The organism is Bradyrhizobium sp. AZCC 2289 (genome assembly GCF_036924615.1).
Taxonomy (GTDB): domain Bacteria; phylum Pseudomonadota; class Alphaproteobacteria; order Rhizobiales; family Xanthobacteraceae; genus Bradyrhizobium.
In genome coordinates this window covers 1,717,217-1,731,441 of the sequence record NZ_JAZHRY010000001.1, presented here as the reverse complement: position 1 = coordinate 1,731,441, position 14,225 = coordinate 1,717,217, and the positions used below count along the sequence as shown (strand labels likewise).

Here is a 14,225-nt window from a genome sequence, read left to right as displayed (position 1 = left end):
TGCGCTTGTGTGTACCGAAAACCCTATCCGGGTTTATCGAATGATAGAATCGGCTAAGTTGGCGCGATGATCGCGCTGATCTGCTTCGTTCTGGCCGTGCTGGCCTCGCCATTCAAGTCGAACATCCGGCTTGAGGCGGAGAATGCAGTGCTTCGACATCAGCTGATCGTCTTGCGACGCAAGCTGAAAGGCCGGGCTCGCCTCACGAACAACGACCGCTGGTTCTTGGTTCAGCTGTATCGCTGGTTCCCGTCGATCCTTCCGGTTCTCATGATTATTCGACCCGAAACGCTGGTACGTTGGCATCGGGCCGGCTTTCGCCGCTATTGGCGTTGGAAATCGTGTCGACGGGGCGGGCGACCGCAGATCGAGACAGAATTGCGCGCGCTGATCCGGCAGATGAGCACAGAGAATTTGCTTTGGGGTGCGCCGCGCATCCACGGCGAACTGCTCAAGCTCGGGTTTAGCGTCGCTCAATCAAGTGTCGCCAAGTACATGGTCAAGCACCGAGGACCACCAAGCCAGGGGTGGCGGACCTTTCTGCGAAACCACGCGCCGGACATCGCCGCCATGGATTTGTTCGTAGTACCGACCATTGGCTTTAAGCTGCTGTATGGCTTCGTCATCATCCGGCTTGATCGCAGAGATCTCGTCTGGATCAACGTCACAGCAAATCCGACGGCGGAGTGGGTTGCACGTCAGATAACGGAGGCGTTTCCTTGGGATGAGGCTCCGCACTACCTCATCCGTGATCGCGACCGGATCTATGGCAGCGTCGTCACCCGCCGATTGCGCTCCATGGGCATCCGGGACAAGCCTACCGCACCAGCCTCGCCTTGGCAGAATGGATATGCTGAAAGGCTGATCGGTTCGATCCGCAGGGAATGCCTCGACCACGTCATTGTATTCAGCGAACGCCACCTCCGTCACTTACTGCTCTGTTACATGAAATATTACAATGGGACCCGCACTCATCTATCCCTGGAGAAAGATGCACCGGTCTCGCGCGCCGTCGATCGCGCCGGGCACATTCTTTGTCGCCCAATATTGGGTGGACTCCATCACCGATATGGCCGGATTTAATTTACGACAGGCACAGGTATCGAGAGCCGGCGGCCCGGAGCGATGGTAGCCAGGCTTCGACGGAATTCCTCGACTGCTCCGTGATATCGAATTGGACTGGTCGACCAGTCTTCTTTTGTACGATCGTTGCTCGTTGCCGCACTCTTAACCCAGAGCAAATGTCGTCCAGCCGTAATTTGACCAGATCGCAAGCGCGCAGCTTGCTGTCGATTGCTAGATTAAAGATTGCAAGATCGCGCTTTGATCCTGCGATTTCTAACCGAACTCGAATCGACCATACATGCTTCGGTTCGAGAGGCTTCTTCTGGCCGACGAGCAATCGTTTGTTCCAAGGTTGACGACTGGGGCTGACACGACGTACAGGCATAGGGGATCCTCCGCCATCCCGCCCACCGCGTCGCTCTCTCGTGAGCGGTTCATTCAATGACGAGCGACCATTTTTGCGCGTTTATGAAGGCGCGACATGCCACTTCTGGCGCAAGGCGGACATTCGCCGAGACATCACGGTCGGCATGTGTTGGACAGCGGAAGTGGGAGTCCTGCTGGAGGGATGATCCGAACTTAGAATAGGTCGGGTCGGTATCGTCAGGATTTGAGAACAGGACGAGGGGAGGAGCAACCGTCATCATCGTTCTACCGATGGTTGGGTTTTCCCGGCGGGGCGATCAACGTAAAAGCGCTCGCCGCTGCTACGGAGCAGATGACTGCGCCCATCGCTGCGGCGACGCCAAAAGCTGAAAGCAAAGCAGGTCCGGATGACGCTATCACAGGTCCAATAAGGGCTGTAGCAACCAATCCGCCAGTACGCGCTGCTGCGCTGTTCAGCCCGGATGCTGCACCCGTGTGGTGGCTGTCGACGGACATCAACACTGCTGTCGTGAGCGGGGCGACCGCACCAGCCATTCCCAAAGCAATCACGACCATCGCGGGAAATACCCCGAGCCAATAGCTTGTGTCCGATCCGATCCGCACCGCCAGGAGAAACCCGGCCGCGACGATAACCGGTCCTGTGATCAGCAGCCATCGTGGACCCACCTTGGCTGCCAACGCACCGGCGGCAGGCGATGCCACGGCGATTACCAGTGGCAGGGGCAGGAGCGCAGCGCCGGCCTGCGTCGCGGCGTAACCGCCCGCCTGAATCAACACATAGGGCACAAGCACGAACAACCCGCCGAGAGCGCCGTACAGCAGGAGTGTCAAAAGCGTGAGGCCGACGAAGCTTGGAGATCCGAACAACGAGAGCGGCGTCATGGCCCTGTCGCCAAGCCGTCGCTCCGCAGACAGGAACAGGAGCAAGAAGATTAGGCCCGTTCCGAGGACGACGAAGGCGGAAGGCGACCAGGCCCGCCCTGATCCTTCGGTCAACGCCCAGGTCGCAAGGGCCAATGCAGCCGTGACCAGCGCTCCACCTAACCAGTCGAGACTGCCGGCTGCGTCGTCGACGTTCCTGTCGACGTAGCGGGACGCCAGTATGATCGCAGCTGCAGACAGCGGAACGTTGATCAGAAAGGCAAGGCGCCAACTGCCGGCATCGATGAGCCACCCGCCAAGGACAGGACCGATCGCGCCCGCAGCAGCTCCGGTCGCCGCCCATATGCCTATCGCCCGGCCTTTCGCCTCTCCAGAGAAACTCTGGCCCAGGATCGCGAGGCTGTTTGGCATCAGCATTGCGGCGCTTGCTCCCTGCACGACGGTGGCACCAGCGGCAACGCATCGAGCTCGGCCCCGCGGTCGAGGCTGGTCCCAGCGATTCGCGCCAGATCCACGCGTCCGTTTTTGGCCGCCCTCTGGACGACGCGTTGTATGGTGCGCGGAGACTTGCCGGTTTTTTTGGCGGTATCGGCGGTAAACGACGCATCCGCCAATTTGGCGGTTGCGTTCCGTCCCATGGCGGCGTTAGCGGCGACCGCGCCCACGGCCTTGGCCTTGCCGTGCAGCTGCTCATGGAGCTCTCGGCGGCGATCGATAAAGATCGCTTCTTCGGCGGGGCTGAGCGGGGCACGAACGAGGTTTTCGTCGATCTCCCACAGCGCGGCCTGGGTGTCGGTGAGTTCGGCCACGCGGCAAAGAATTCCGTCCTTGCCCTGGAGATACGCGGCGTTGATGCGCTGCAAGCCGCTGACCAGCAGGAATTTGCCGGTATTAAGTAAATCGGGACGGACCACCGGAGGCTGGATGACGTCATAGGTGGATAACGACTGGACGATCGTGACGATGAACCCCTCAACGACACCACGCAGCCGCTCACCGATTGCGATGTCAGCCAGTTTCACCAGCCGGAAATCACCTGCGTTTCGAGTATCGAGGGGGTCGTCCAGCGGTTCACTGAGGGGATTGGGCGGCAGCGGGGTCGCTGCGCTGGCCTCGCGAGCGTCGTGGCAGCCCTGCGACAAAGGGGCCGGATAAGTGGCATCTGGGATCTGCTGCGCGAGCGATGCCGACGACGCCCCGAGCTGTGCTGGCGTATGATCCGGAGCCAGCGCGGGCGGCAGTCCATCTTCACTAGAATCCGGCATTGAACCTCCAGCGACCATTGCCATATATTCAGAGACATCGAGCTTTACTGGTGCGCCTGTTCTGTTTTGTGCTACGGTCCGAACGTTCAAAGGCGATGCCCACATCTCAGGGCTCAACTATTCCAGCTCCCTGGATGCCCATCAAATCGCTCTATTCGCGCAAAATTTGTTGACGCGGCCTGAAAGGCTCAAGCGAGATTCAGTGCTGGTGCAAAATTGGCAGAAAAGTTTTCCACGGGAAAATTACATATTGCCCCAAATAGCGCTTGTTTCGATTGACGGCCTATCGATGTCATCATCGGCAATAGCCGGTAGAGCGGCGCTGATCGTGATCAGTCCTGCGCCTCTCTGACTTCAGCCCCTCTCGAGCGGAGTTTGGTTGATCAGTCGGGCACGGTCCGCGCGGCACAAAGACTCGCTGATGATGCAGACCGGTATGAAAAACTCCTGATCGCGCGCAAATCTGGTGTCGACGCTTGAGCGAGCCACGACCCAATTGGGCTCTCGCCGTGACGAACTATCGGCTCACCGTCAATCAGATCGTTCCGATGGCTGACCGCATCCTTCGCGGCGAGGCTAGCTACGACACCTGAGATGCTGTATCATAGACACTAGACACAGGCGACGTTTACCGCCCCGATTCATTGTTTTTGTTGAAGAAAATTACCTCGTGGTAGCGGCTCCCTCTCTCGCTACCATCTCGCCGCTAAAGCATTGAATTCAATAGAACTTGATCTGGTGCCTCTCGCTACGAAGGATGTCACACGATTACATCCGCGGGCTGATCTTGGCAATAATCAAGCGCGCCCGTTGATTCCGCCAGTTCGAGAAGCGGGCTTGTCGTAGACCGCGATGACTCTTAATCATCTAACCATCGGGTCCTAGGTTCGAGCCCTGGTGCGCCCACCACCCAGTCCTTGGGTTGAGACCTTCGCCGGCTCGTTGAAGCCCCAGCATCGCTTGAAACAATACGAACGGCGACCCAGCCGCCCAAGCCTGCGGCACGTTCGCACCGAGATATTGCACCGGGAAACCTGTCGGATCGCGCTGCAAGCCGGCATAGAGTTCGGGCAATTGATTCAGCAGGAAGCGGCTTGCGGCACCGCTGATGTCGCCTGCTAACGCTGCCGCTTCTGTGTCAAAGCCGTAATGCCGCACGCCCAGCGCAATCAACGAATTGCCATGCGGCCACGCCGCGCGACCCCTAAAACTTCCTATCGCTCCGGAGCGTGGTCGGTCATCATCCCAGCGCCATTCGCAGTCCGGTTTCAATGAATTCCTTGTCGCCCGGATTCCACACCGTCATGTGCCCCCAGATGGAAGGAATGACGCGACAAATGGCGTTTGGTATATTGCTCGCCTCAAATTCGCTGTCGGCGGGGGGGAAGTATCGGTCATGCTCGCCCGGCATGATAACGGTGCGCGCCTTGATCGATTTAAGCGCTGCGACGAAGTCGCCGCCAAAGGTGGGATTGTCCGACACGTCCCCGTCATCCCAGGTACGCAACAAGGTCAGAAGATCGTTGGCGTCGGAATGGATGAACGCATGCTCCCAGAAATTGATCACGAATTCTTCGGGCGTCGCGGCGCCAAACTGGCGATAGGCTTCGGTTCGAAAAAACGGTTCGGAGAAGCCCCAGCCGGCATAAATCGCGGCAAATGCCTTGAGACCGGCCAGCGGCGGCCGCGTGTAAAATCCTTCCGCAAAAACCGGATCGAGCTGTAGCGCTCGGCGCAGAGCCAATAGGAATACCTTGTTGTAATTCGCGGTCCGTGCCGAACAGCACATCGGCGCAATCGCCTCCATCATGTCCGGATATTGCACGCCCCACTGGAAGGCCTGGCATCCCCCCATTGACCATCCAGCACAACGAGTTTGATCCGGTCGACTCCGAGGTGTTCGGTCAGCAGCATGTGCTGCAGCCGGACGTTGTCGAACAGCGTCACGCGCGGGAATCGGGCGGCGTTGAACGGCGCCTCCGTGTTGCTCGGCGACGACGAGACCCCGCCGGACATCAAATTGGCGAGCACGACAAAATGCTTGTCCGGATCGATGGCACGACCCTGTCCGACCAAGCACAGTTCGGACTCGCGATGCGTGCCCGAATACCAGGACGGGATGACCACCACATTGTCTCGACCGGGCGAAAGATGGCCAAGGGCCTTGTAGGCAAGGCGGGCGACCGGCAACGCGCTACCCTTTTGCAAGGTGAAGTTGGGGGCTTCGAAAACCTCAAAGTCTCTCATCACTAGACTACCTCCGAAATTCAGATTGCGCGCTTCTTATGCCGCCATAGCTCCAGACGGTGCGACTGCCGTTCGGCAGTCGGTCTATCTGGCTGTCCCCTAGTTTTCAGGCTGCGACCGGTCCTCGTAGAAATTCGCGCGCCGCCACGTTCGAGTACTGTGGCCGCAAGCTTTGGGGGTGCCAAAGTTTCAAATCCGATTGTTCAATTTGGCAAACGATCCTCGTCGCGAATTTCGAGCGCTCACTTTGGCAGAGGTCCCATGTAAGCGGAAGCCTCGCTGGTTGCGCCCCTGTCGTGCCATCAGAGTCCATTTTCAATGGTGATCGCATTGCTGGTGCCTGCTTACAACATTCGATGATTACGTTACATCGAGGGTGATACTGTCTCGCAGTATTGGGATTGGGATCCTGGCGACATCCTGTTCGCGAACTCTCGAATTAAAACGTGTCTCTACGCCTGAAAATCTCGCGACCCGCCCGCATCGCCTGCCGCCCCGGAATCGAGACTTATCCTACAAACCGATGAGCTGTGCGCGGTTGAGCTCCCGCAATTCCTGCTCATGCCGTGAGTCCTTCTATGATCTGATTCGCATTAGTAACGAAACCAAAGCAAAATTTAACGTTCCAAATTGTTGCCTCACGGCAAAAGTCGGGCGAGGTGGTTCCACAGCAATCCTCCACGAGCACGCAATTGTAGCCGAGAAAATGCGCGTCAGTCAGCGAGTGCAGCACGCATTGATCGGTGTTGACTCCGCTGAAGAACAAAGTCTTGACGTTGAGGTTCTTGAGGATGCTATCCAATGGCGTATCCCAAAAGCCGCTAATACGATATTTGTCGACCTTAATGTCTTCAGGAAACTGATCAAGTTCGTCGACGACAGCGGCCGACCAGCTGTCCTTCTCAAGCAAATGCGCGCCATTACCGGGCAGTGCGCCGCCAATGCCTATACCATTGCCGTCGCGATTGAAAACATACAGTGTGGTCGGCGGCAGGTTTTTGCGATCCGGCCGGTTACCCCAGTTAAGCCAGATGATCGGAACCCCGCTCGCGCGAAGCGCCGGGAGCAGACGCTGCAATGGCTTGATCGGCGCACGCTCGGGGGTGAGGTCCGCACCAAGCCAATCGACCCAGCCGCCGGGAGCACAGAAATCATTCTGCATATCGACGACGATCATCGCGGAGCGTTTGAGATCGACCGTGATGGTTTGCGGTTCCGCAGCGATGGTCGCCAGCAATGGCGTTGCGGGCGGCATCGAGAGATCGACATGCGTGGGGCTTACCTTCCAGGCGTAAGCGCCGTCACCAATTTGCGCCATGCCGGCGTCATCTTCTGCAATGGGCATCAATTTCGTTGCCATCTCGCTTCTCCTAACGCTGCAGCCGCTGTTTCGGAGATAAAAATAAGCAAGGCATGTGCCAAACAATGGCAAGCGAGGATCACTCGCGTTCAATCGGCATATTGCGACGGCCTCCGATCCGGCCGCTCTCGCATTCAATCCTGCAGAATTCGACGAACGTTCGGGCCGCAAGATTGAGGTTTTTTGCGCGTGGCCATGCGATGCCGATGTTCATTGTAGGAATATTCGCCGCGACCTCCCGCACCTCGATCCGGTCTCCCTCCAGCGACCACGGCCGGTACATCGTGTCGGACAGGATCGTTACGCCGTTTCGAAACGCGATCAGACCCCGCACCGCTTCGACCGATTCGGTTCGCACGACGATATTCGGTTCGAGCTGGTGAGCTTTCCAATACGAATGAGTCGAGGTTTCTGCATCGTCGATCAGAAGCTGGATGTAAGGTTGGCGCGCCACGTCGTCGAGCGTAATAATTTCGGCATTGAGCAGGGGATGCTTGGATGGCAGCCAGAGCCGGCGCATGGAACGAACCAGCGTATGGCTGACCAAGTCAGCGTGCTTGGATAGGTTCGACACCAGCATCAGGCCGAGTTCGTATTTTCCGGAAACAAGGCCGGCTTCGATGTCGCTCCGCTTCACTTCCTGGATCGACACTTCAATGGCCGGGAAACGCTGGCGGAAGTGCGCGAGCAAAGGCGCAAGAAAATATCCGCTGATCGTAATTGTGACGGCAAGCTGGATACTGCCCGAAATATCGTGGGTCGGCCGCGTCATGGCATAGCCGGCGCTCTCCACGGCGGAGAGAATGTTCCTGCAATGCGCGAGAAGCCGGTGTCCTTCGTAGGTGAGCGTGAGTCCGCGCGGATGGCGGTCGAACAGCTTCATTCCCGATACGGCGGTGAGTTCTGCGACCGCCTCGGTCACCGCCGAGGGCGAAATGCCGACCATCGAAGCCGCAGCGCTGATCTTCCCCGTCTCCGCCACGGCGACGAAATAGCGAATTTGACGAAAGGTGACTGAGGCCATGAACCGGTGCGGCCCATGGAGTGATTGCAGTTCAGGTGCGCTACCGATCTCCAGCTTATTCATGAGGCATATTTCTGCACCGCTGCATCATTCTTAATCGAAGATCATTCGGAATTTCCGAGATCATAGATCGTAAAACGCAAGTTTACAAACGCATGGCCCGGGCTTCACTCTTGTTCAACCGCCATCAACAAAATAGCCGCATCACGCCTTAGCGGGCGAATGCAACCAATGATCGCAGAGGAATGAGAATGACGCACAGACTCAAAATTGCTGAATCTTTCAGCGGGATCGCGCGCGCCTTTGTCGTCGCCATCGTTTGCGCCATCGGTCTCGCGGCGAGCAACATCAATGCGGGCGCCGTGGAAATGTCAGCAGCGGCGAAAGCCGTCGTCGACTACGACAAGGCCTTCACCACCCCGACGAAAAAATATCGGATTGCCTATCTCACCGAGTGCGTGGACAATCCCTATTGTCTGGCGCGCCTCGAAGGTCTTAAGGCTGCGGCGAAGAAATACGGGTTCGAATTCAAGATATTCGATGCGAACTTCAGCCCGGCGACCCAAGCCAAGGTTGTCGAGAATGCCGTGACCGAAGGTTTCGAGGGCTATCTGTTCGGGCCTGCGGCCGCGCAGCCCGGATGCGGTCTTTACAACCGCTTGTTGAAGCCCACCGGCAAATCGGTGGTCTCAATCGATATCGCAATGTGCGGCGATGCCGACTATACGCCCGGCCTTGCGGCGACGCTCACCATGCAGGGCCCCTACCACTTCGACAACATGCTCGACAACGCGTTTGCCTCCTGCAAGGGGAACTGCGAGGTCGCGGCGGTCGGCGGCTTCGTCGGTTCCGATCTGTTCACCTATTGGGAGAACGCCATCAAGAAGGCCGCTGCCAAATACCCGAATGTGAAGGTCGTCGTTGACGAGCCCGCCAATTTCGACCCGCGTATCGCGCTGAAGAAGATCCAGGATGCGCTGCTGGCGCATCCCAACATCAACATGGTCATCTCCTCCTGGGATGACATGTCGCGCGGTGTCGAGCAGGCCGTGGTTGCCGCGGGCAAAACGCCGGGCAAGGATGTCAGCATCTTCTCCGGCGGCGCCACCAAGGTCGGCGTCGACAAGGTCAAATCCGGCAAATGGGCTTCGACGATGGCCTATCTTCCCTACCAGGAAGCATATTACGGCGCCGTCGCGCTGATGATGGCGCTGGATGGCAAGCCGATCAACGCGCACATCGACGAGGCGCTGCTTCCCGAGATCGTCAATACGACCGGCACCGTCTTCATCAGCAAAGCGAATGTCGACAAGTACAAGCCGGTTTACTGAGCCAGCCGGACGAAAACTCATGCGTGCGGGTCCAAACCTCCCGCACGCATGAGGAAGCGAAGCAAAGCGGTGATCGAGCAAATAATGGGGAACAAGACGGCAGAGCGCCGAAACGCGCCGATACGAAAGCGTGATTCCAATTCGACAGTTGCGATCCGCGTACGTAACGTATCGAAGTCCTTTCCAGGCGTGCAGGCGCTGCGTGGGATCAATTTTGAACTTCTGAGCGGGGAAGTGCACGGGCTTGTCGGCGCCAACGGCGCGGGCAAGTCGACGTTCATCCGAATGCTGTCCGGCGCAAGCCAGCCCGACACCGGCACAATCGAGGTTCAGGGGGCACCGCTGCTGTTCGAAGATCCCCGGCTGCAGCGGAGCATGGGCATCGCCGCCATCTACCAGGAACTGACGATCATTCCGGAGATGTCGGTTCTTTCCAATGCCTTTCTCGGCAAGGTTCCGAAACGCTTCTTTTTCACCGACAAAAGGCGGATGGAACGCCGCTTTGCCGAGTTGTCGCGCTGGATGGGCCTGAATATCCCGCCGCATGTGAACGCCGGCACGCTCTCGGTCGCCAATCAGCAGATGATCGAGATCCTGCGGGCCGTGCAGACCGACCAGAACGTGCTCATCATGGATGAGCCGACGGCGCCACTGGGTCCCAACGAACGCGCGAGACTGTACGACCTGATCAGTCGCCTCAAGGAAAGTGGGGTGGCAATCATCTTTATCTCGCACGATCTCGATGAAGTCCTGAAATTGAGCGACCGGGTCTCCGTGATGCGGGAAGGCCTGCTGGTCGAGACCCGCAATGCTTCGAAATGGACCAAGGACACGCTGGTTCAGGCGATGCTGGGCGATGTCCAGATCGTCCCCGGCAAGAAGCGAAGCCATGCGAGGGACGTTGAACTGTTGCACGTCAGCAATCTTGCGCTGCCCGGTCGACTGTCCGGCCTTTCCTTCGGTCTTCATCAAGGCGAAGTTCTCGGAATAGGAGGACTGGTCGGAGCCGGACGCACCGAGGTGCTGCGTTGTATCGCCGGGGCCGAGCCTTCGGCACAGGGATCGATGCGCTTTGCCGGTATGGATTGCTCCTGGCCACGAACCATTCGTGAAGCGATCGGACGGGGCATCGTTCTCGCTCCTGAAGACCGCAAGCGCCAGGGCCTCGTGCTTTCCCGTTCGTCGCTGTCGAACCTTATGCTCGCCGACCTTCACGCCGTGGCCGCAGGGTCGGTCATCGACCGGAACAAGACGCGCACACGGGGCGAGACGCTGGCCCGTCAACTTGGATTCAATCCCGAACGGCTCGATGCCGAGGTGCTCAACCTGTCAGGCGGAAACCAGCAAAAGCTTGTGCTCGGAAAATGGCTCAACCGAAAACCCAGGATACTCCTGCTTGACGAACCAACGAGAGGCATCGACCTCGGCGCCAAGCAGGAAATCTTTCAGGCGATCCGCCGCCTCAGCGACGAGGGCATGGCGGTGATCCTGGTCTCGTCCGATCTCGAAGAGGTGGTCGAACATTCAGACCGCGTCCTCGTCATGGCGCGCGGCCGCCAGATCGACGTGCTCGACGGCCGCGACGCCACGGTTGAACGGATTCTGAATTTGATCTTCGCGGTCGAAAGCCGCGCCATCGACGCGGGAGTAAACTGATGAGCGAAGTGAACCTCCTTGCCGGGAGGCCGGCACGGCAGACCGCCGGTTGGCGCGCACAGTTGCCGACGTTGATCAGGGTCTACGGCATCATCCTCACCCTTGTTTTGTTGCTGACCGTGGTCACGATCGGCAATCCGGCGTTTATTTCGCAGCAGAACGTCTTCAACATGGCGTCGCAATGGGCTCCCGCGGGAATCATGGCGGTGGGCATGACCTTCGTGATTCTCACCGGCGGCTTCGACCTGTCGGTTGCGTCCGCCTACTCGCTTTGCGCGGTCGTCGCGGCCTATGTGGGGCAAACCCACGCGCCGTCGATTGCGTTTGTCGCGGCGATCGCGGTCGGTCTGCTGTTCGGGCTTGTGAACGGCATCCTGGTCGCGGTGGTTCGCATCAATCCCTTCATCACGACGGTCGGCAGTGGCTTCATCATCAATGGCGTGGCTCTCGTTATGACCCAGAACGCCGCCTTTCTCGTCGACAATGAGGACTTCGGAATCCTGGGGGCGGGGCGTTGGCACGGCGTGCCCTATTCGGGGATGCTGCTTGTGATCTTCCTCGTCGTCTTTGGCTTTGCTCTCGCTCGCACTATCTACGGCGAAGCCATCTACGCGGTCGGCGGAAATTACGAAGCAAGCCGTCTGTCCGGGATACGAGTCAGGGCGGTCGTCGCGAGCGCCTACGTGCTGATGGGCGGCTGCGTCGGTCTCGCGGGCTGCATCGCGGCGTCACAGCTCAGTTCGGCGCAAGCCAATCTCGATCCCGGCATTATCTTCGACGTGCTGACGATCGTGGTCGTTGGCGGCACCTCGCTCTCAGGCGGCTCAGGTGCGATGTGGCGAACCGCCGTCGGTCTCGGGATCATTGCGACGATCTCAAACGGCTTCGTGCTGCTCGACATCAGCCCGTATTATCAGTCGATCATCAAGGGCTCGATCATCGTTGCTGCGCTGGCGCTCGATACTGGATTGACTCGTCTGGTGCGAGCCAAATGAACCGCGCCAAGCCGTTTACGCAGCACTTATCGTTCTCATCAGCCACCGGGGTTTAGCATGAGTTTCACGTTGAACGAGACCACGATCCGCGACATTCAGGCGGCCTATCTCGACGGGACACTGACCTGCGTTCAATTGGTTCAGGCCTATCTGGATCGAATATCGGCCTACGACCAGAGCGGCCCCGCCTTGAATGCATTCGTCAAGCTCAATCCTGCCGCGATCGAGGAAGCCGCCGCGCTCGACAGGATGTTTGCCCAGACCAAGACGCTGGTGGGCCCGCTGCACGGTATTCCAGTAGCGGTGAAGGATCAGGCCGAGACCAAGGGTATCGAGACGCGGTTCGGATCGGTCGCGCTGTCGGGTTATGTTCCCGAAAAGGATGCCACCATCGTCTCCAAGATGAAGGCCGCCGGAGCGATCATTCTGGGCAAGACCGCGATGCCGGATTTTGCGACATCTTGGTTCGGCTATTCCTCGGTGAACGGTGAAACCAAGAATCCCTATGATCTCGATCGCGATCCCGGCGGCTCCAGCGCCGGCACCGGAGCAGCGATCGCAGCGAATCTCGCGACCGTTGGAATTGGCGAAGACACCGGCGGCTCGATCCGGCTGCCATCCAGCTTCAACAGTCTCGTCGGCGTGCGGGTGACGCCCGGCCTCATCAGCCGGGCCGGCCTATCGCCGCTGGTGGTCTTTCAGGATACCGCCGGGCCAATGGGCCGAACGGTGACCGATACCGCAATCCTGCTGGATGCGCTGGTCGGCTACGATTCCCAGGATCCCTACACAACTGCGTTTGTCATTGCCGATCACAAGGGCAGCTACACCCAAAATCTGGACCCCGACGGACTGAAGGGCGCCCGCATCGGCGTACTCAAGGAAGCGTTCGGCAGCGACGAGGATCCCGACTGCGCGCAGGTCAACGCGGTTGTTCGCGCCGCCATCGCGCAGATCAAGTCCGCCGGCGCGGAGATCATCGAGGTCAGCTTGCCCAATTTGCTGGACTTCGTCGTCGAAACGTCGCTCTACATCACGCACTCGCGACACGACATCAACAAGTTCCTGTCGTCCCGCCCGTCATTGCCTTACGCGTCGATCGACGCGATCTACAAGGATGGGCGCTACCACAAGAATCTCGATCTGATCGACGACATCATGACCGGACCGGCGCATCCGGACGAGGACCCGAGCTACTATCGAAAGCTCGCCGCAAGGGAAGCCTTTCAGCGTGCCGTCGTCAAAATCATGGCAGACAACCGCCTGCTTTCAATGTGCTTCCCGCCCAGCCAGGTGCTGCCGCCGACCCGCGAAGAACTTCGCAACGGTCGCTGGCCAGTCCTCGGCTTTCCGACCAACACGCTCATCGCAGCCCAAACTTGGTTGCCGTCGATCTGCCTGCCGGCCGGTTTCACGAAAGGGGGACTGCCGGTAGGCATAGAGATGGTGGTATTGCCTTATCACGAACCCGATCTGTTCAAGGTCGGCTATGCCTTTGAGCAGGCAACCCGTTATCGCCTTCCGCCACAGAGCACACCCCCTCTTTGATTTTGTGTTTTTCTGCATCAAGAGGCGACTTCAATTCGTGATCTAACTCGCCGGCGCGATAACAAGAAAGGAAAGATTGCGAAAGGAAAGATTGCATGAGATTGTTATATGCATCCGTGGCTTTGATCGGTCCAGTGAGTTCAGCATTTGCGACCGAGACTTTGTATCGGTGCCCGGACGGAACCGCTGTCCAAGCCGTCTTCAGCGCACCTGGCCTCACGGGTACGGTGCGGCTGACTTTCTCAGGGTAGCGCCGCTCCTTTAAGCTTCCGCAGGTGCTCTCCGCCGATGGTTGAAGGTACGCGAACGACGCCGTCGAATTTTGGATCAAGGGCAGCGAAGTCGCGACTGACGCGTGGGCATCCGTGCCTTAACCGGCCGCGCTTACATGGATGAGCATTCTGGCGTGAAGGCCCATGGGTTGGAAGTTACACTTGGTCGGTTCATCACGCTGTCTGCTGAAGC

12 protein-coding genes are annotated in these 14,225 nt (G+C 58.7%); 5 read left to right on the top strand and 7 right to left on the bottom strand.

Annotation, left to right across the window (positions count from 1 at the left end; genetic code table 11):
• Window positions 1-66 precede the first annotated feature (66 nt).
• Window positions 67-1,083, top strand: a complete 1,017-nt coding sequence (locus V1289_RS08455) for an integrase core domain-containing protein (protein WP_334396517.1) — start codon at window positions 67-69, stop codon at window positions 1,081-1,083.
• Between the two features lie 633 nt (window positions 1,084-1,716).
• Here V1289_RS08455 and V1289_RS08450 read toward each other — a convergent pair.
• From V1289_RS08450 to V1289_RS08420, 7 genes are all read right to left on the bottom strand, one after another.
• Window positions 1,717-2,751: an MFS transporter gene (locus V1289_RS08450; RefSeq protein ID WP_334396516.1), complete on the bottom strand. Its 1,035-nt coding sequence runs from the start codon at window positions 2,749-2,751 to the stop codon at window positions 1,717-1,719.
• On the bottom strand, window positions 2,745-3,716 hold the full coding sequence (locus tag V1289_RS08445) for a ParB/RepB/Spo0J family partition protein (RefSeq protein WP_334396514.1): 972 nt from the start codon (window positions 3,714-3,716) through the stop codon (window positions 2,745-2,747). Before V1289_RS08445 ends, V1289_RS08450 begins: the two co-directional genes overlap by 7 nt.
• Window positions 3,717-4,466: 750 nt before the next feature.
• Window positions 4,467-4,772, bottom strand: a complete 306-nt coding sequence (locus V1289_RS08440; RefSeq protein ID WP_334396513.1) for a hypothetical protein — start codon at window positions 4,770-4,772, stop codon at window positions 4,467-4,469.
• Window positions 4,773-4,839: 67 nt separating this feature from the next.
• Complete coding sequence (locus tag V1289_RS08435) at window positions 4,840-5,454, bottom strand: hypothetical protein (protein ID WP_334396512.1); 615 nt, start codon at window positions 5,452-5,454, stop codon at window positions 4,840-4,842.
• Complete coding sequence (locus tag V1289_RS08430; protein ID WP_334396511.1) at window positions 5,406-5,846, bottom strand: hypothetical protein; 441 nt, start codon at window positions 5,844-5,846, stop codon at window positions 5,406-5,408. Before V1289_RS08430 ends, V1289_RS08435 begins: the two co-directional genes overlap by 49 nt.
• Window positions 5,847-6,405: 559 nt before the next feature.
• The gene (locus V1289_RS08425) at window positions 6,406-7,206 is read right to left on the bottom strand and encodes a cysteine hydrolase family protein (protein ID WP_334396510.1); all 801 of its coding nucleotides are present in this window, start codon (window positions 7,204-7,206) and stop codon (window positions 6,406-6,408) included.
• 79 nt (window positions 7,207-7,285) lie between these two features.
• Window positions 7,286-8,293 (bottom strand): LysR family transcriptional regulator, encoded by a 1,008-nt coding sequence (locus V1289_RS08420; protein WP_334396509.1) that lies wholly within the window; start codon window positions 8,291-8,293, stop codon window positions 7,286-7,288.
• A 188-nt stretch (window positions 8,294-8,481) separates the two neighbouring features.
• On the opposite strand from V1289_RS08420, the gene V1289_RS08415 reads away from it, so the two are divergent.
• From V1289_RS08415 to V1289_RS08400, 4 genes are all read left to right on the top strand, one after another.
• Window positions 8,482-9,561, top strand: coding sequence for a sugar ABC transporter substrate-binding protein (locus V1289_RS08415; RefSeq protein ID WP_334396507.1), 1,080 nt, complete (start codon window positions 8,482-8,484; stop codon window positions 9,559-9,561).
• Between the two features lie 84 nt (window positions 9,562-9,645).
• The gene (locus V1289_RS08410; protein WP_334396506.1) at window positions 9,646-11,217 is read left to right on the top strand and encodes a sugar ABC transporter ATP-binding protein; all 1,572 of its coding nucleotides are present in this window, start codon (window positions 9,646-9,648) and stop codon (window positions 11,215-11,217) included.
• Window positions 11,217-12,212, top strand: a complete 996-nt coding sequence (locus V1289_RS08405; RefSeq protein WP_334396505.1) for an ABC transporter permease — start codon at window positions 11,217-11,219, stop codon at window positions 12,210-12,212. Before V1289_RS08410 ends, V1289_RS08405 begins: the two co-directional genes overlap by 1 nt.
• 57 nt (window positions 12,213-12,269) lie before the next feature.
• Window positions 12,270-13,760, top strand: a complete 1,491-nt coding sequence (locus V1289_RS08400; RefSeq protein ID WP_334396504.1) for an amidase — start codon at window positions 12,270-12,272, stop codon at window positions 13,758-13,760.
• Window positions 13,761-14,225 lie beyond the last annotated feature (465 nt).